Origin of the sequence: Chryseobacterium pyrolae (assembly GCF_025153485.1) — a bacterium.
Taxonomy (GTDB): Bacteria; Bacteroidota; Bacteroidia; order Flavobacteriales; family Weeksellaceae; genus Chryseobacterium; species Chryseobacterium antibioticum.
The window spans coordinates 56,208-75,222 of the sequence record NZ_JANZQH010000005.1; the positions used below are offsets into that span (position 1 = coordinate 56,208).

At 37.9% G+C, this 19,015-nt stretch carries 17 protein-coding genes; 8 read left to right on the forward strand and 9 right to left on the reverse strand.

What is annotated here, in order from left to right; genetic code table 11:
- Position 1 precedes the first annotated feature (1 nt).
- The 3 genes from NZD88_RS11805 to flxA all read right to left on the reverse strand — a co-directional run bounded on the left by NZD88_RS11805 (position 2) and on the right by flxA (position 3,656).
- Positions 2–1,222, reverse strand: coding sequence for a beta-ketoacyl-[acyl-carrier-protein] synthase family protein (locus tag NZD88_RS11805; RefSeq protein ID WP_259829333.1), 1,221 nt, complete (start codon positions 1,220–1,222; stop codon positions 2–4).
- Positions 1,223–1,335: 113 nt separating this feature from the next.
- A complete protein-coding gene (flxB, locus tag NZD88_RS11810; protein ID WP_169234083.1) occupies positions 1,336–2,067 on the reverse strand; it encodes a flexirubin biosynthesis SDR family reductase FlxB in 732 nt (243 codons plus the stop codon).
- Between the two features lie 68 nt (positions 2,068–2,135).
- Positions 2,136–3,656, reverse strand: coding sequence for a flexirubin biosynthesis tyrosine ammonia-lyase FlxA (flxA, locus tag NZD88_RS11815; RefSeq protein ID WP_259829335.1), 1,521 nt, complete (start codon positions 3,654–3,656; stop codon positions 2,136–2,138).
- Positions 3,657–3,753: 97 nt separating this feature from the next.
- Here flxA and NZD88_RS11820 point away from each other — a divergent pair, with 97 nt between their 5' ends.
- Positions 3,754–5,010, forward strand: coding sequence for an NAD(P)/FAD-dependent oxidoreductase (locus NZD88_RS11820; RefSeq protein WP_169234085.1), 1,257 nt, complete (start codon positions 3,754–3,756; stop codon positions 5,008–5,010).
- Between the two features lie 34 nt (positions 5,011–5,044).
- Here NZD88_RS11820 and NZD88_RS11825 read toward each other — a convergent pair whose 3' ends face one another.
- From NZD88_RS11825 to NZD88_RS11835, 3 genes are all read right to left on the reverse strand, one after another.
- The gene (locus tag NZD88_RS11825; RefSeq protein ID WP_259829338.1) at positions 5,045–5,653 is read right to left on the reverse strand and encodes a hypothetical protein; all 609 of its coding nucleotides are present in this window, start codon (positions 5,651–5,653) and stop codon (positions 5,045–5,047) included.
- A gap of 92 nt (positions 5,654–5,745) precedes the next feature.
- Positions 5,746–7,038, reverse strand: coding sequence for a flexirubin biosynthesis putative acyl-CoA ligase FlxY (gene flxY / locus NZD88_RS11830; RefSeq protein ID WP_259829339.1), 1,293 nt, complete (start codon positions 7,036–7,038; stop codon positions 5,746–5,748).
- A gap of 88 nt (positions 7,039–7,126) precedes the next feature.
- Positions 7,127–8,815 (reverse strand): M23 family metallopeptidase, encoded by a 1,689-nt coding sequence (locus NZD88_RS11835; protein ID WP_279324422.1) that lies wholly within the window; start codon positions 8,813–8,815, stop codon positions 7,127–7,129.
- A gap of 345 nt (positions 8,816–9,160) precedes the next feature.
- Here NZD88_RS11835 and ileS point away from each other — a divergent pair, with 345 nt between their 5' ends.
- From ileS to trpS, 7 genes are all read left to right on the forward strand, one after another.
- Positions 9,161–12,550, forward strand: a complete 3,390-nt coding sequence (ileS, locus tag NZD88_RS11840) for an isoleucine--tRNA ligase (protein ID WP_259829341.1) — start codon at positions 9,161–9,163, stop codon at positions 12,548–12,550.
- 59 nt (positions 12,551–12,609) lie between these two features.
- Positions 12,610–12,990 carry a TraR/DksA family transcriptional regulator gene (locus NZD88_RS11845; RefSeq protein ID WP_066754506.1) on the forward strand — a complete coding sequence of 127 codons (381 nt, stop codon included), beginning with the start codon at positions 12,610–12,612 and terminating at the stop codon, positions 12,988–12,990.
- 80 nt (positions 12,991–13,070) lie between these two features.
- On the forward strand, positions 13,071–13,316 hold the full coding sequence (locus NZD88_RS11850; RefSeq protein ID WP_259829347.1) for a DUF6576 domain-containing protein: 246 nt from the start codon (positions 13,071–13,073) through the stop codon (positions 13,314–13,316).
- Positions 13,317–13,336: 20 nt separating this feature from the next.
- Complete coding sequence (locus tag NZD88_RS11855; protein WP_169234091.1) at positions 13,337–13,522, forward strand: DUF2683 family protein; 186 nt, start codon at positions 13,337–13,339, stop codon at positions 13,520–13,522.
- The gene (locus NZD88_RS11860; protein WP_259829348.1) at positions 13,522–14,160 is read left to right on the forward strand and encodes a lipoprotein signal peptidase; all 639 of its coding nucleotides are present in this window, start codon (positions 13,522–13,524) and stop codon (positions 14,158–14,160) included. The genes NZD88_RS11855 and NZD88_RS11860 overlap by 1 nt, the downstream gene beginning before the upstream one ends.
- A gap of 15 nt (positions 14,161–14,175) precedes the next feature.
- A complete protein-coding gene (locus NZD88_RS11865) occupies positions 14,176–14,820 on the forward strand; it encodes a SanA/YdcF family protein (RefSeq protein WP_259829350.1) in 645 nt (214 codons plus the stop codon).
- A 168-nt stretch (positions 14,821–14,988) separates the two neighbouring features.
- Positions 14,989–15,957, forward strand: a complete 969-nt coding sequence (trpS, locus tag NZD88_RS11870; RefSeq protein WP_259829351.1) for a tryptophan--tRNA ligase — start codon at positions 14,989–14,991, stop codon at positions 15,955–15,957.
- 94 nt (positions 15,958–16,051) lie between these two features.
- Here the strand turns inward: trpS and NZD88_RS11875 are convergent, their stop codons facing one another.
- The 3 genes from NZD88_RS11875 to NZD88_RS11885 form a co-directional block, all read right to left on the reverse strand.
- Positions 16,052–16,903: a zinc ribbon domain-containing protein gene (locus NZD88_RS11875; protein WP_259829352.1), complete on the reverse strand. Its 852-nt coding sequence runs from the start codon at positions 16,901–16,903 to the stop codon at positions 16,052–16,054.
- A gap of 93 nt (positions 16,904–16,996) precedes the next feature.
- Complete coding sequence (locus NZD88_RS11880) at positions 16,997–18,280, reverse strand: sensor histidine kinase (RefSeq protein ID WP_259829353.1); 1,284 nt, start codon at positions 18,278–18,280, stop codon at positions 16,997–16,999.
- Positions 18,280–18,951: a response regulator transcription factor gene (locus tag NZD88_RS11885; protein WP_259829354.1), complete on the reverse strand. Its 672-nt coding sequence runs from the start codon at positions 18,949–18,951 to the stop codon at positions 18,280–18,282. Before NZD88_RS11885 ends, NZD88_RS11880 begins: the two co-directional genes overlap by 1 nt.
- Positions 18,952–19,015: the final 64 nt, after the last annotated feature.

The following is a 19,015-nucleotide window of genomic DNA, read 5'->3' on the forward strand; positions in this document are numbered from 1 at the left end:
TTTAATCAAATTTTTTAACTATTAATGCGGAGTTGGTTCCCCCAAATCCGAAAGAATTTGACAAAAATACGTCAATTTTTTGAGTTTTCGTTTTTGAGATCAAATTTATCCTTTTCGCCTCATCGTCAGGGTTTTCCAAATTGATATTGGGGGCAACGAAATTGTTCTGCATCATCAGAATTGAGTAGACGACCTCACTTGCTCCCGCCATCCAGCATTCATGGCCGGTCATGGACTTGGTAGAACTTACCGGAATTTCACTTCCGAAAATCTCATAGATCGCTTTGGCTTCATTGGCATCCCCAATCGGTGTAGATGTCGCATGAGCATTGATATAGTCGATATCTTCCACTTTTAATCCAGACTGTTTCAAAGCTCTCTGCATAGCCAGAGCCGGACCGTCCACATTCGGTGTTGAAATATGTCCCCCGTTTGAAGAGAAACCGTAGCCTACAATCTCTGCAAGAATGGTTGCTCCTCTTCTCTGCGCAGATTCTAAACTTTCTACCACAAGACTCGCCGCTCCTCCGCTTGGGATTAATCCATCTCTGCCGGAATCAAAAGGCCTTGACGCTTTTGTGGGTTCATCTTCTCTTACGGAGAAAACTCCCAGCCCGTCAAAACTTGCCATTGAATATTTATTGGTTTCCTGAGCTCCCCCGCAAATGATCATGTCCTGAAAACCATTACTGATCATCATATAGGCAAGTCCTAAAGAATGTGAGCCGCTGGCACAGGCTGCACTGATGGTAAGATTGATGCCTTTCAATTTAAAAATCGTTGAAAGGTTCATTGTTACTGTAGAATTCATTGATTTAAAGATCGCTCCCGACCCCATCAATGTGGTATCTTTCTTTTCTCTGGCAATGTCGATAGATTCTACCACTGCCTGAGAAACACTGTCGTTTCCGTATAGAATACCTACTTCATGGCTGTCCAGGAAATCCTGGTCTATCCCTGCCTGTTTCAGCGCATCACTGGTCGCAAGGTAAGCGTATTCGCTTTCCTCGCCCATGCTTACACGCTGGCGTCTGTTAAGCAGATTCTTAAGATCCGGCTTAGGTACTACACCCGTAAGGCCCGACCTGAATCCGAATTCTTTTCTTTCCTGTACTAAAGCAATACCGGACTTTCCTTGATATAGGGATTCCCTGACCTCTTCCAAAGAGGTCCCGATGCAAGAATAAATTCCCATTCCGGTAATTACAACCCTATTTTCCATGAGTTCTATTAATTTAACAATGTATCAGTTTAACAATGTAACAATCTAATTGAGGTCACAGCACTATTGTTACACCGGTACATTGTTATATTGTTACATTATTTTTTTATTATTTAAGAGTAGATTCCTCCGTTGATGTTCACAATTTCCCCGGTAATATAGGATGCTTTTCTGGATGCTAAAAACGCGACCAGATCCGCGACTTCTTCCGCTTCTCCAAATCTGTTGGCCGGGATCATCGCTTTAAGCTCATCTTCGTTAAAGTCCTGGGTCATATCTGTTCTGATAAATCCGGGAGCCACTGCGTTTACCGTAATATTTCTCTTGGCAACTTCTTGTGCCAGGGCTTTTGTAGCCCCTACCAAAGCTCCTTTTGCAGCAGAATAATTGGTTTGTCCTGCTGTTCCTTTTACTCCGGAAACAGAAACCATATTGATTATTCTTCCGTATTTATTACGCAAAAGTTTCTGGATAAAGAAGTTGGTTACATTGAAAAAGCCATTCAGGCTGGTATTGATGACACTGTTCCAATCCTCACTCTGCATCCACATGAATAATCCGTCTCTTGTGATCCCGGCGTTGTTTACGATCACCTCAACTATTGCGTCAGGATTGTTATCCTGCCATTGCGTCAAAACATTAAGGCTTTCTTCGGCACTGGCTACATCAAATTTCAGGATCTCTCCTGTAGCACCCAGTTCCTGTACTTTAGCCAAAGTTTCTTTTGCTGCCACTTCGTTTGAAGCGTAGTTGATGAGTATATGGTAATTTTTTTCCTCCGCCAGTTTTATACAGACCGCTCTTCCAATTCCCCTGGAGCCGCCTGTGACAATTGCACATTTCATGTGTTAGTGTTTAGTTAGTTTTAGTTTTTTTAATCCCTATGGATATGACAATTCATTACCGTTGATCATTACATTGCCTTTAAATATTTTTTCACCTCCTCCAGATACGGATACATCACCATATCGTCTGAGAAAGCAGGAATGATCTTTCTTATATCGTCATACAATTCTTTAGTAGAAGACGAAACTTTATCCTGAAAACCAAGATATTCCACAGCCTGAATAATCGTAATGGCTTCTATCGCCAATACTTCAAAAGCATTCTCGATGACCTTTCTGCAGATTACTGCTGCATTGGTTCCCATGCTTACAATATCCTGATTATCATTATTATTAGGTATACTGTGTACATACATAGGATTTGAAAGCATCTGACTTTCTGCCGTTGTAGATGTTGCCGTAAACTGAACGCCCTGCATCCCGAAATTGAAGCCTAATTTACCTAAATTTACAAAAGGCGGCAAAATTTCGTTGATCTTTGCATTCAAAAGGTAGTTCAACTGTCTTTCAGCAAGCATCGTAAGCTTGGTAACGACGATCTTTAATTTGTCCATTTCCAGCGAAATATAATCTCCGTGGAAATTTCCGCCATGGTATACGTGCTTATCCTCTACATTGATGATCGGGTTATCATTCGCTGAATTGATCTCATTTTCAAGGACATTTTCAGTATATTCCAAAGTATCTAAAACAGGACCTAAAATCTGTGGAACACATCGTAAAGAATAATATTCCTGAACTTTTTCCTTAAATACTTTTTCCTGCTCTTCAAAGTGTGTATAAAGGTGGTCTTCTCTTTTTCTGATCAGTTTACTATCTGCCAAATGCGTACGCATTCTTTCTGCTACTTTCTGCTGGCCGTAATGTTTTTTCGTGCCGTTCAAAGCTGCTGAAAGGTGATCATCATAAGCCTGAACAATCTCATTGATGGCGCATGAAAGTCTGATCGAAATATCTGTTAACTGATTGGCTTTATAGGCATTGACAATTCCTATTCCGGACATCACGGAAGTTCCATTCATCAAAGCAAGTCCTTCACGGATCTCTACTTTGATAGGTTCTAATCCTTCTGTTTCAAAAACATCTTTTGTCAGTTTTCTTTCGCCTTTATAAAAAACTTCTCCTTCTCCTATTAAAACCAAAGCAAGGTGTGCTAGCTGTACTAAATCTCCACTTGCTCCTACGCCTCCGTGTTCGAATATCAATGGTGTAATATCTCTGTTGATCAATTCTTTAAGCAAATGAACAACAGATTGGTGAACACCTGAGTTCCCCAATGAAAGTGTGTTGAGTCTTGCCAGCATACAGGCTTTTACTTCCTGGGCAGGCAATGGATTTCCGATTCCTGAAGAATGGCTTCTGATCAGATTGTACTGAAGCTGGTGTGTATCTTCATCACTGATTTTAAACTGAGCCATTGGCCCAAAACCGGTATTCACACCATATATTACTTTGTTTTTTGAAAATTCCTTTAAAAACTGAAAACTTGTTTCCACTCTGTCTAAAAGTGATTCGTCCAGTTCAATTTTTTCATTCTCAATGATAATTTTTTGAAAATCCTTCAGTTCTAAAAAGTTATTTATTTTCATCAATTAAAAGTAATAGTTGCTAATTTTGTAAAATATTAATTAATTGTCACTAATTTTGCGGCAAAGATAGAAGTTATTATTAAAATAAAAAATCAAGATGGGCAAAGAATTTGTTGATGTTCTCGTAATCGGGGCTGGGCCTTCCGGATGCGTATCTTCTTCATACTTAAAGAAGAACAATATCAACGTAAAAGTTGTTGAAAAGACAAAATTTCCAAGGCTGGTTGTTGGTGAAAGCTTAATTCCCAGAGTAATGGATCATTTTGACGAAGCCGGACTTTTTCCTGCTTTAGATAAAATGGGCTTTGAAAAAAAGCTGGGAGCCCGTTTTTTAAGAGGCAATGAAGTTTGCATTTTTGATTTTAGTGACAAGTTCGGGGAAGGCTGGGACTGGACCTGGCAGGTTCCGAGAGCTGATTTTGATGATACTCTGGCCCAGGAAGTGATCAAAAAAGGCATTGACCTGGAATTCGAGACCGAAGTTATTGATATCCAATTCAATGGAACAGACTCTATCACTACGGTAAAAACCAAGGACGGCGAGACTAAAGAAATTCACTCTAAATTTGTCATAGATTCAAGTGGCTATGGAAGAGTACTGCCACGACTTCTTGATCTTGAAAAGCCTTCAAAACTTTCTCCCCATTCTGCTATTTTTGCCCACGTAGAAGATATTAACAGGGAAGAAGGCGAGGAAGGAACTTTGATTTCTTTTGATATTATTGAAACGGAGGTCTGGCTTTGGGTTATTCCTTTTTCTAATGGAAATACGAGTATAGGAATTGTAGGACCTACGGAATATATTGATCAGCTGTCTGAAAATGGTGATCCCGCAGAAGCTTTAAGAAAAGCGATTTCTCTTTCTGATTATTATGTAAAACGTTTTGGAAATGTAGATTTCCTTTTTGAGCCAAGACATCTGAAAGATTATTCATGTTCGGTGAAGCAGCTATTTGGAGAAGGATATGCCCTTACGGGAAATGCGTCTGAATTCCTTGATCCGGTTTTCTCATCGGGAATGGCCTTTGCCACGGAATCTGGGATGCTTGCCGCGAAACTGGCTTTAAGACAGCTTAATGGCGAGAAAATCGACTGGCAGAAAGAGTATGCAGATTATATCCTTTATGGTGTAGATGTTTTCACGACCTATGTAAAAGAATGGTACACGGGAAATCTTCAGGAACTTTTCTTCCACAGACCTGAAAATGAAGATGTCAAGAGAAAAATCTGTGCTGTACTCGCAGGATATGTCTGGAATAAAGACAATCCTTTTGTGAGAAAGCATGATACAGCTATTAAAAACCTTGCAAATCTTATTAAGCTTGAAAGACAGCAGCAGCAAGAACAATCATAAAAAAACGGTCTGAACATTCAGACCGTTTTTTGTTTTATTTTAAAGCTTTCTTTATTTCTTTTCCTACATATCTTCCAACAGATTCATAACCCGCGGCAATTCGACCATACTCCATTACGAACTCTTTATTATTCACAAATTTATCAAATTTATTAAGTTCTATTTCAGCTAAAACAACTGAAGGATTACCTGTTTCCACCAACTTTATTTTACCGTTTATTTCCGCAGACATTGCAGTAAGTCCTGCGTGCCAGCCAGGAAAGATCCATTTTGTTTCCAGCAACAAGGTATATTTCGCAGAATCGTCCTTTTTAAATGAAATATTTTTATATGATTTGTTTAATCCTTTTATCAAATAATCTGCATAATTCTCTTTTTTATACTGTTCCCACTCGTCAATCCATTTCTTCCATGCTTCTTCTCCTCTTTTAGGATTTTCCAGAACTTGTTTTTTCCTATTTTCAAGATATTGAGATTCTGTAATATTTTCTTTCATAAATAATACATTTTCAAACTTCAGGTCTACATTTACTTCAGTCTGATCTTTTAAGGCAAGAAAATTTCCTGAGACAACATTGATCTTACTTTGTGCAAAAGTTGTCGTTGCCAATGCCATAAACAATAGCAAAAATAATTTTTTCATGATTTATAATTTTCTAAAATTTAAGTTTTCAAATATATCATTAAAAAGCAATTCTCCTAGACTGCCCTTTTATTTTTCTTTGTAGTGAGAAGTTATCTCAAATCTATAAACGTAATCGGTTTTCTGCTATTGGGATTAAAAACAGTTTTCGATAAAATATCAAAATCTACGATTTCAATTTTAGGACTTACCCTCAGCTTGGCGCGGAAGTGGTCACGCACTTCATTCACAAAGGTTTCATGATCCTGCTCTGTGCTTAATCTGATGATAATTTCGTCCAACCCGATCTCATTAGACTGAATAACGATCTGATAGCATAAAATAGTATTGAAATCATTTAAAATATCGTTCATAGCAGGCGGATACAGCGTAGTTCCTTTGTATTTGATCATCTGCTGCTTTCTTCCGACAACAGGGCCGAGCCTCATGGTATTTCTGCCGCAGCCACATGGTTCGTGATGCGCTTTTACAATATCTCCTGTTTTGAAACGAAGCAAAGGAATTGCCTCAACCCCTAAAGTCGTGATTGTCAGCTCACCATTTTCTCCTTCTTCAACTGGATTTTCGTTATCATCCAAAATTTCCGTGATAATCAGTTCCGGATGATGATGCCCTCCGATCTGAAACTCACATTCCGTGAACGCTGTGCTCATTTCTGTAGAAGCGTAGGTTGAGAATAATTTAATATCCCATTTTTCTTTGATTTTCTGCGAAAGAATATTGTCCGTAAAATCCTGGTTTTTGATACTCTCACCGATGCATACCGCTCCATAAACACTGGAATTTTTATAATCTACTCCATGTTTTTCGGCATAATCGATCATTTTCAAAAGGAAAGACGGAACTGTGATCAGGTATTTGGGTTTGTATCTGAAGATAGAATCCCATTGCAACTCCGGAACACCAGGGCCCATCCTTACCACACTGGCGCCCATTTTTCTCAATCCCAGAAAGTAAGCCAGACCTGCCATAAATCTTTTGTCGATCGTAGTGACCATCTGTACAACATCTCCTTTCCGGATTCCTGCACAAACAAAGGAAATTGCTTCATTGTAGGCCAATCTTTCAAGATCACTATCAGAGAGTCCGAAAGTTACCGGATCACCTAAGGTTCCTGAAGTCGTGCTATAGTCTACAATTTTATCCGGTGGGATACAGAAAAAATCGTCATTATGCTGCTGCAGATCATTCTTTGAGGTAGTAGGGATTTTCTGCAGATCTTCCAGAGTTTGGATATCAGTAATATCGATATTGTTTTCTTTAAACAATTTCTGGTAAAAAGGTGAATTGTTTTCAAGATAAACCACAAGTTCCCGAAGCTTATGTTCCTGAAACTTTTTGATATCCTGAAGGTCTGATTTTTCGATAGCCGGATAGAATTCCAATGATGTTGATTTTAAGGAACAAATTTATTTAATTAAAATTAAAAGATTGAATGATTAAAAAATTAAAAAATTTGAGCCCTCAATAATCTTAACGTTGAAAGGTAAATGTTTGTGTATTTGTATTTCCAGCCGTATTGATGGTTGTAACCTTTAAAGTATGCAAACCTGAAGCTTTGGGACATTTTTCATCAAAAACATAGACAAAACCATCTTTCATACGGGCAAAACGAAGCCATTTTCCATCCAGTTCTGCATGGAATGATATGACATCCCCAATTTTAGTTTTTCCACTCAATCTTAAAGTACTGCTGTTGATCAGTGCTCCCTCCTTCCAGCCTGGAGAAACAGATGGCACACTCTGATCCAGCAGAAGTATTGCAGTGCCTAATCTGTTAAATTCTGACTCCATCCTGTCACCATTCCATTTTCCTTGGACGACATTGGTGTCACTTCCATAATCTAAAAGAACAACCACTTTTCCTTTTTCTTCATTGGTGAGCTTCCGGTTAGGTCTTATTTTTAAAGTATAATAATCATGAACGGGGATATAGGGAGACTGCAAAACAATCGTATTTGAAACTCCATCAGCATTGGTATTTGATTTTTCAGACATTTGAAAATTCACGGCATCATAAACGGCAGCCTTACTGAAATTGATCTCTGCATTTTCAGTAGTGACCGTTTTTCCTTCATTAGCCTTTACCATTTTAGTGGTCGGAAAAATCTGATCTGAAGTTTTACTGAACTTAACTTTTGTTTTCAGTCGGCTTGTATTTCCATTGACATCTTGTAAAACAATTTCAATCGTGTGAACATTTTCGTCCTTAAGATTAATAATTCCGTTTAAATCAGGCAGACTGTAATTTTTCAATTTCATTCCCGGCAAAGAAGATAAGTGCTGGATGCTCATTTTATCTTTTATAAACTTAGGATAGTCTATACAGCCATTGATATAACGAGTATCATCATAACTCACTTTATCAATGGAAAAGCTATAAATCACCTGATCATCCATCCGTAATTCTGCATGATAAATCCCAATATTAAATCCCTGGTCGGCCTTATCCACAGCTTTAATTGCCAAACTGATCTCTGGTGAACTGACCTGAACTATATCAGTGGTGTATGTACTTCCTGTCTTTTTAACAGCAATTCCGTTGGCTCCGGGTTCATATGTACTGAAACGGCGATCATACCAGTAAAGCCCACTAATAATTGGTGCAATACTATCCGGAATATTAAATCCGAAAAGCAAAGGGTTGATACATTCTTCCGTTTTTGTATCTCTTATCTCAAAATGTAAATGTGGCCCTGCTGAGCCTCCTGTATTGCCACTTAATGCGATGAGCTGTCCTTTGGATATAGGAAACTGTCCGGGAGAGAAAGTGATATCCTGCTCCCACTTTTCATCTTTATACTGTCTTTCTTTAACGTATTCATCCAGTTTGTCATAATATTTATTGAGATGGGCATACAAAGTGGTATACCCATTCGGATGGGTAATGTACACGGCATTTCCAAAGCCATATCGCTCCACTTTTATCCTGCTTACATAACCATCTGCTGCAGCAAGAACCGACAGATTTTCCTGGCTGTTGGTTCGTAAATCCAATCCCATGTGAAAATGATTGGAACGTACAGCTCCAAAGTTGGCGGCCAGTTGCATCGGAATATTCAGAGGGTTCCGGAAATAATTTTGCGGATAGTTTTTCTGAGCTTTTATTGTGAAAGCATTGATGAATAAAATAATCACTAGAAGTTTGCAAAAAATATTCATGCATTGTTTGGTTTGGGGATTCACTTCAATTTACAACATTTTAAATAATGAAGAGGGAGAATCTTCTATTATTTAGTTTGTGGCTAAGGCCAAGGTGTAAAATTCATCTTTTAAAGCGGGTTAAAACCCGCTCCTATTGAATAAAACGGTTGTGAAAAATTGATAAAAACAGCGAATAAAATTGACCTATTCACCATTCACCATTCACTTCTGCCCTATTTCTTCGTTTATATTTCTGAAATTGAACTTTTTAATAGATATAAGCTAAATAAAACATATATTATAAACCGACAAAATTTAGTAAATTTGCAGACTTAATTAATCAACGATATTGAGATATTTACAATGAGCCAATTTAAAGAATACAAAAACCTCAACCTTATTGACATAGCCGAGAATGTCTCGGAATTTTGGAAACAGAATAAAACGTTCAATAAAAGTGTTGAGATTCGCGAGGGTAATGCCGAGTTTGTTTTTTATGAAGGACCACCTTCAGCAAACGGTATGCCCGGAATTCACCACGTTATGGCCAGAGCATTAAAGGATATTTTCTGTCGTTATCAAACTCAGAACGGAAAACAGGTTTTCCGTAAAGCGGGTTGGGATACACACGGACTTCCTGTAGAACTGGGCGTAGAAAAAGAATTAGGAATTACTAAAGAGGATATTGGCAAAAAAATCTCTATTGAAGACTACAATAAAGCTTGTCGTGAAGCGGTAATGCGATATACAGACGTATGGAATGACCTTACGGAAAAGATCGGATACTGGGTAGATCTTGAAGATCCGTACATCACGTATAAGTCAAAATATATGGAGACGGTTTGGTGGTTGCTGAAGCAATTGTACAGTAAAGAATTATTGTACAAAGGGTACACCATTCAGCCTTATTCTCCAAAAGCAGGAACAGGACTTTCTTCTGCGGAATTAAATATGCCGGGAACTTATCATGATGTTTCTGATACTACCGTTGTAGCTCAGTTCAAAGTAAAGAAAGAATCTTCTGAATTATTTAGTGATGTTGAAGGAGATGTAAGCATTCTTGCCTGGACGACAACTCCATGGACCTTGCCATCCAACACAGCATTAGCTGTAGGAAGAGATATTGAATATGTATTAGTTAAAACATTCAACCAATATACCTTTGAACCGATAACGATTGTTTTATCGAGAGTTCTTTTGCCGAAAGTCTTCGGTAAGAAATTTACGGAAGGAACAGATGAAGATTTTGCGGGTTATACGGCAGAAAGCAAAGTGATTCCTTTCAAAGTGGTCAAAGAATTTACCGGAGAAAAATTAGCCGGAACTCAATACGAGCAGCTGATCCCTTGGTTTACACCTGATGAGGCACCTGAAAAAGCTTTCAGAGTGATCATCGGAGATTTTGTAACCACTGAGGACGGTACTGGTATTGTTCACATCGCTCCTACATTTGGTGCGGATGATGCCCGAGTTGCAAAAGATGCAGGTATTCCTCCCATGTTGATAAAAGACGGAAATGATAATCTGGTTCCTCTTGTAGACTTACAGGGTAAATTTATCAAAGGAGACAAAGTACCTGAAGTATTTTCAGGAAAATATATCAAAAATGAATATTACGATGACGGAACTGCTCCTGAGAAATCATGGGATGTAGAACTGGCGATCGTTTTAAAAACGGAAAATAAAGCTTTCAAAGTAGAAAAATACGTTCACAGTTACCCCCATTGCTGGAGAACTGACAAGCCTGTATTATACTATCCGTTGGATTCATGGTTTGTCAAAATGACTGCTGTAAAAGACAGATTGGTAGATTTAAACAAAGAAATTAACTGGAAACCTAAATCAACGGGAGAAGGACGTTTTGCGAACTGGATTGAAAACGTGAACGACTGGAATCTTTCCCGTTCAAGATATTGGGGAGTTCCTTTACCAATCTGGAGAACTGAAGATCTAAAAGAAGAAAAGATCATCGGATCTGTAGAGGAATTATACAACGAAATAGAAAAATCTATAGAGGCAGGATTCATGAAAGAGAATCCGTTCAAAGGTTTTGTGATCGGAAATATGTCTGAGCAGAACTATGAATTGGTGGATCTTCATAAAAATGTGGTAGACAAAATAATTTTAGTTTCAGATTCAGGAAGTCCAATGAAACGTGAAAGCGACTTAATCGACGTTTGGTTCGATTCAGGGTCGATGCCTTACGCTCAGTTGCATTATCCTTTTGAGAATAAAGAATTAATTGACAACAATAAAGCGTTCCCGGCAGATTTTATCGCAGAAGGGGTTGACCAGACTCGTGGTTGGTTCTACACACTTCACGCAATAGGAACGGCAGTTTTTGATTCAGTTGCCTATAAAAACGTAATGAGTAACGGGCTTGTTTTGGATAAGAACGGTCTAAAAATGTCAAAATCCAAAGGAAATGGAGTTGATCCATTTGAAACATTAGCAGTTTATGGGCCAGATGCTACCAGATGGTATATGATCTCCAATGCCAATCCTTGGGAAAACCTGAAGTTTGACATCGAAGGTATTGACGAAGTAAGAAGAAAGTTCTTCGGAACCCTTTATAATACGTATTCATTCTTTGCATTGTATGCCAATGTAGATGGATTCAATTACAAAGAAAAAGAAGTGGAAAACCGTCCTGAAATCGACAGATGGATCCTTTCTGAGCTTAATCTTTTAATTAAAGAAGTAAAAGCATTCTACGAAGATTACGAACCGACAAGAGTAGCCAGAGCAATCAGTACATTTGTGAATGATAACCTGAGCAACTGGTACGTAAGATTATGCAGAAGACGTTTCTGGAAAGGAGATTATTCTGATGATAAAATCTCTGCTTACCAGACTTTATATACGTGTCTTGAAACAGTGGCGAAATTATCCGCCCCTATTGCTCCGTTCTTTATGGATCAATTGTATCAGGATCTGAATAAAGTAACAGGAAAAGAAAACTGTGAATCTGTACATTTAACGGATTTCCCTGTGGCAGACGAAAGTCTGATCGATCAGGATCTGGTAGAAAAAACGCATTTGGCGCAGAACATTACCAGTATGGTTTTCTCTTTAAGAAAGAAAGAAAATGTAAAAGTTCGCCAGCCGTTACAGAAAGTATTGGTTCCGGTTCTGGATGCTAAAACAGAAGAGCAAATTTTAGCCGTTGCAGACCTGATCAAGCAGGAAGTAAATGTTAAAGAACTTCAGTTGATCAATGCTGAAGAAGCCTCTCATTTAATTGTAAAACAGATCAAACCGAATTTCAAAGCGTTGGGTCCTAAATTAGGAAAAGACATGAAAGCGGTAGGTGGAGAAATCGCCAATCTGAATACAGAACAGATCGCCAGTCTTGAAAAAGAAGGGAAAATAGATATCCAGGGGTACGAGATCACACTCGATGATGTAGAGATCTCTACAAAAGACATCCCGGGATGGACCGTAACTTCCGACGGAAAAACAACTGTGGCATTAGATTTGACGTTAACAGAAGAATTAAAATCTGAGGGTATCGCAAGGGAATTCATCAACAGAATTCAGAATCTGCGAAAAGAGAAGGACTTTGAACTGACAGACAGAATAAAAATCTCTATTGAAGAAAACTCACCATTCCTTGAAGATGTTAGGAAAAATGAGGAATATATTTCATCTGAGGTCTTGTCAAATAAAATAGAAATTGTATCTTCACTTTCAAATTTTAACGAAATCGAAATAGATGAGGTTAATTTTAAGATAAATGTTGAAAAAAATTAACATATAGTTATTGTTTTTTAAATTCCATTTCATAATTTTATTAAAAAAGAGAAAAGAACATGTCAGACGAAAGAGTAAGATATAATGATTCTGATTTACAAGAGTTTAAAGCGATCATTAAAGAAAAAATAGAAAAAGCAGAAAGGGATTTGCAATTGATCAGAGAAAGCTTCATCAACGACCAGAATAATGGTACAGATGATACTTCCCCAACATTCAAAGCATTTGAAGAAGGAGCAGAAACGTTAAGCAAGGAACAAAACTCTATTTTGGCAGGACGCCAGGAAAAATTCGTTCGTGATCTTAAAAATGCTTTGATCAGAATTGAGAATAAAACCTACGGTGTTTGCAGAGTAACAGGAAAGCTGATTCCTAAAGAAAGATTATTAGCTGTTCCTCATGCTACGTTAAGCATTGAAGCGAAAAATATGCAGAAATAAGCCGTAAGGTTTGTAAAAATAATATTGGGTTTATATGGTATTCGTGAATACTTTATAAACCTAATTTTTAATGTATACCCATGAGCGGAGTATTAATTTTAGGCATCATCGTGGTTGCCGTTTTAGTGTTTGTCAACAGAGTCTGGATCAAAAACAGATTCTTTCCTGATCAGCACAGAAACTACACCATCGATGATCAGTTTAATTCTGATAAACGCGAGAGAGAAAAAGAAATCGACAGACTTTTGAGTAAGATGGGCAAAAACGGGATCAGCGACTTGTCTCCAAAAGACAGGAAGAGACTCGATGAACTGTCCAAAATGTAAAATTTTAAATAGAAAAGAAAATGGAATCTATCATAGTACATCCTAAAAACCCTATGGAACTGAGTGCACTGAAAAGTGTTTTAAAAGACATGAACATCAGATACGAAAGGGCGCAGACCAAAAATACTTTCCATACAGAAAAAGTGGCCAAGAAAATTTTCGACAAGAAAAATCCGGAGAAACCTTCTAAACCAAAAGGATTGTAATGAAAAAGATCTTAGCTATAACATTTTTAGTATTGTTAATTGATCAGGCTTCAAAAATTTATATCAAAACCCATTTCAATCTGGATGACAGTGTCACTGTTCTCCCAGGTTTTAAACTGACTTTCGTAGAGAATCCGGGAATGGCTTACGGGCTTCATTTCGGAGGCATTATCGGGAAATATTTTCTGGTGATCCTAAGGCTTTTCTTAATTGGAGGTATGGTGTATATGTTCAAGAAATGGCTGAAACAGGGTGCTTCCAATTATCTTTTGATTCCTATGGCTATTATTTTTGCCGGTGCGATCGGAAATATTATCGATGGTATGTTTTACGGACTGATCTTCGACAGCGGAACGGTTTATGACCAAAGTATCGACCGATGGATCGGGTACGGCGGAATTTCAAAGTTCGTTCCTGTAGGACAAGGCTATTCTGCTTTTATGAAAGGCTGCGTAGTAGATATGCTCCACTTTCCTATCGTAGACTGGTATGTTCCTGAAAACATTCCTTTGATCGGTGGCAAACACTTAGAATTCTTTAAGTATATTTTCAACGTAGCTGATTCCGCCATTACGGTAGGAGCCGCTTTATTATTAATATTCAGAAAAAAAGCTTTCCCGAACGGACTTGAGTTTTAAAAAACAGTATTCCGGATGAAAAAAGTAATCAAAAATATTTTTAAAATTTTCCTGCTGCTTCTTGCGGCGGGAATTATTTTTATAGCCTGGGCCAATTACAGCATCAGAAAAGAAAGCAGTGCCTTTGTTTCTTACAAAATTTCTGATGTACCGGAAACCAAGGTAGCTTTGCTGCTTGGAACCGGAAAAACATTAAGCAACGGAATGCCCAATGCTTATTTCTACAACAGAATACAGGCTGCTATAGATCTTTATAAAAGCGGAAAAATAAAATACATCATTGTAAGCGGGGACAACAGCACCAAAGATTATAATGAACCGGAAGATATGCAGCTTACTTTGATGAAGTACGGTATTCCGAAAGATAGAATCGTGATGGATCATGCCGGATTCCGGACCCTGGATTCTGTGATCAGGGCTAAGGATATCTTCGGACAGAATAAACTGGTGATTATTTCGCAGAAATTTCACAATGAAAGAGCTGTTTTTCTCGCCAGAAAGAATGGAATGGAAGCCTTCGGATATAATGCAAACGATGTGAATAAATACGCCGGATTAAAAACGAATCTGAGAGAATATCTGGCCAAGACTAAAGTCTACTGGGACCTGCTTTTCGGAGTACAGCCGAAGTTCGGAGGAGAAAAGATTCTGATTCCTTAATTTTTTTCTTACCGATTGCGTAGATTTAATATGATGATCCAAATATTTGCAGGCCTTTTTCCAATAAAAAAAATTTTTCAGATTTGAATTTTATACAAACATCTGTGCAATCTGCGGGAGAATTAATTAAATTTGCAATTCATTAATTTTTATAAATAATTTAAACAAATGTCAAGAATTCTTACCGGCATTCAAGCCACCGGAACACCCCATCTTGGAAATCTCCTTGGGGCGATCATTCCTGCTATTGAACTTTCCAAGCAGGAGGGAAATGAATCATTTTTATTCATCGCGAATCTTCATTCTCTTACCCAGATTAAAGATGCGAAGGTTTTAAAACAGAATACCTACGAGATCGCTGCGGCTTGGCTTGCTTGTGGGCTGGATACAGAAAAAACATATTTTTACAGACAGAGTGACATCCCTGAAACCTGTGAACTTTCTTGGCATTTATCATGTTTTTTTCCTTATCAAAGATTAACGCTTGCCCACTCATTTAAAGATAAGGCAGACCGACTTCAGGACGTGAATGCAGGGCTGTTTACCTATCCTATTCTGATGGCTGCAGATATTTTACTGTATAATGCAGAGATCGTTCCTGTAGGAAAAGATCAGCTTCAGCATTTGGAAATTGCCCGTGATGTAGCATCAAGATTCAACAATCAGATGGGAGAAGTTTTTGTACTGCCTCAGTCTGAGCTTCAGGAAGACACGAAATATGTTCCCGGAACAGATGGCCGTAAAATGTCTAAATCTATGGGAAATATCATTAATATTTTCTTACCTGAAAAGGAACTGAAAAAGCAAGTGATGAGTGTGGAAACCGATTCTAAAGCTTTGGAAGAGCCGAAAGATCCTGAAACAGATAAGGTTTTTGCCATCTACGAACTGATTGCCACTCCTGAGCAGACCGAAGAATTAAGAGCCAAATATCTGGCCGGAAACTTCGGTTACGGACACGCTAAATTAGAGCTGTTAAATCTGATTTTAACCCGTTTTGCAAAAGAAAGAGAAATGTTCACTTATTACATGAATAACCTCGACGAGCTGGAAGCTAAACTTCAGGAAGGAGCCGCAAAAACAAGAGTAGTTGCTACCGAAACCATTAAAAAAGTAAGAGCAAGCTTAGGAATTTAGTAATTCCTTTCCAATTATATGAAAGCCTTTCAGTTTGAAAGGCTTTTTTTATTGATCATTTTTTATCTCATCATAAGAATCTGGTCTGAGCCGTTTAATTCTTCTCTTTCTGCTCTGTTTTATTAGATTTTACTGTAATTTCTACCGGTTCACTATAATTCTTAGGAGCATCGTAAAATGGGAACAACACGCTTTCTTCTGCAAATTTCCCGTCTACATCCGTATAATGGGGAGATACCGCCAAAACCATATTCCACATTCCATCTACCCCAATATATTGTTGCAGATTTTCATAGCCTCCATGTTCCTCGAGAGCAGCCTGCACAAAATTGATAATATAATATCTTTCCGATGATTTTATTTTTTTTATATCATCGATATCAAGAATAATCAGAATTTTATCTCCATTCACCTTGGAAAAGTATTTAATATCTTTCTTATTCAGCTCGTTTTCAAGTATATCATCCATATACTCTTTGATATAAAAAGATGTACTGTCAGTGGCCATCGTAGGATTTTCCGTCACCTTTTTCATATCAGCTTTAAGGTAAGCCTCTCTTTTGTCTTTAGGTTTTTCAGGCTCATCTTTAGATTTAAACCAACCTACAATTAGGAGCCCTATAAAACACACGATGCCTATAAGAATAATAAAACAACCGCAGCCGTGCCAGATTGGTCTGGAGTTCGGATGTGTGGTCTGCTGAGTATCAAAACTCTGCTTCATTTCCTCCGTAAACTGGCTGTAAGAAAAACTGCCCTTACAATGATTACACACAGCAACATTGTCCCTTGATGTGGGGAAAACAGGAATAAAAAAGAAATGGAAATATCTTGCTATCGTCCCGGCTACCATGGTATTATTCTGATGACAGGAAGGACATGAGCAGCCTTGCAGCGGATATTGATTTTTTAAAGTGGACTTTCCAGTCCCGAAAAGAAACAGCATTAGTTTTTGATTTCTTCAAAAATAATCCTATTTGTCAATACCTTACAAAAAAGTTAATGTATATTTTGACTTAATATTTTAATAGACCATCATTTAAGCATTATTCTTTGAAAGAATAAAGCAGTGCATCCTATCTTCGAACTCATACACAATGTCCCATCCCGGATATTGTTTTATGATAGTCCTGATAATAGACAGTCCAAGACCGGTAGAGCTGTGATCTGCCCCCTGTTTGTAAAAACGGTTGAAGATCTGCGCTTTATCTAATGGAATACCACTGCCACTATTCTGGAAGATCAGCCTGTTATCTTCTATGATGATATTGACATTTCCTTCCTGATTATTATACTTTACCGCATTTTTAAGCAGATTAGAAAGCAGGATACCTGCAAGATCAGGATTAAAATCTGCCCCAAAGAACCCTTTCTCCACAATCTGGACCTGAATCTTTTTAAACTCAATAAAATCTTCATAGCTTTTAACCAGCTCGGAAATCATTTCATTGAAATCAACTTTTGAGGTTTTATTAAACTGGCTATTCTCTATTTTTGAAAGCATGAGCAGCGATTTATTCAATCCCGCCATTCTCCTCAGGTCTCCTTTTAATTCTGAAATAAAATTCAGATTCTTTTTGTCAAGATCTTCATTCTGGATCACCAGATCAATCTTATTGATCATAATAGCCAGTGGCGTCTGAAGTTCGTGCGAAGCGTTTTCAATAAACTGTTTCTGTTGATGGAACACAAGCTCATTACGCTCAATCATTTCCTCTATTTCTACATTCAGTTCTTCAAATTCTTTGATGGAATAATTTTGAGGGTTCTCCAGAGAAGAAACCCCGAACTGATATTTTTTAAGCTTATCTAAAATGGTATAGAAAGGGCGCATCGCCTTATTCAGCATATAGCCATTCACCGCCAAAATACTTATCACAAGCAGAATGTACAAAACAATCAAAGCCGTTGTCAGGTCATAGACCAATTCATCCTGCTCTACCGTAGATGTTCGTATTTCAAGTCTTTGACGTTTTCCGAACTGATCTATAAAATCGGTCTCAAGTACCCGGTAAGGCTGGTCTTTATCATCGTACTCCATGTAAAACATCTTGTTATACAATCTGTTCTTATCCTTGTAATCAGATTCCGAAATAGGCTTGATTTTAAATTCATTAAATCCAAAATCCTTACTGTCTAATAGTTCAGGATCGTGATATACTGCCTTGATAATCTGTATCTTTCTGTCTTTCAGTCCGTCATCTACGTTATCATACACTTCATCCAGAATATAGGCGTAAAAGAGCGCCGCCCAGACTGCAATGATGAGCAGCAGGATCGCGATCATGTATTTGATGGTGTAGTATTTTAGCGAGACTTTCATCAGACAAATTTATAACCTATTCCGTATACAGCCTGAAAATCGGCTTCCGCATTGAGGTTTTTCAATTTTTTACGAAGGTTTTTAATCTGAGAGTAGATAAAATCCAGACTGTCTGCCTGATCTATATAGTCTCCCCAGATCGCCTCCGCTAAAGTAGTTTTCTGCAACGTTTTTTCCGGATGGATGACAAAATAGTATAAAAGATCATATTCTTTACGGTTAAGAATCAGATCTTCATTCCCTACTTTCACCGTTCTGTTTTCCGGATCAATGCTGATATTTTTATAGGTGATCGTATTTTCCCCATCCTGATTCTTTCTTCTGATCACTGATCGGATTCTCGCCATCAGTTCTGCAAGGTGGAAAGGTTTTGCCAGATAATCATCTGCACCGATCTCCAATCCGGCTACTTTATCATCTACTGAATCTTTAGCTGACAAAATGATCACGGGATCCTTTTTATGCAGCTTCTTGATCTCTCTCAGCAGATCAATTCCATTTCCGTCCGGCAGCATAATATCCAGAAGAATACAGTCGTATTCATATGAAATAATCTTTTCAAGCCCGGCACTGTAGGTCAGCGCAAATTCCACAATAAAATGCTCCGCTTCCAGAAAAGTCTGGATAGTGTCTTTCAGTTCCGGTTCATCTTCTACAATTAATATCTTCATCCTTCCAGTATTAGCTTCTATCAAATATATGAAAATAGGGAGGAAGATGGGAGGATCGAAGCTT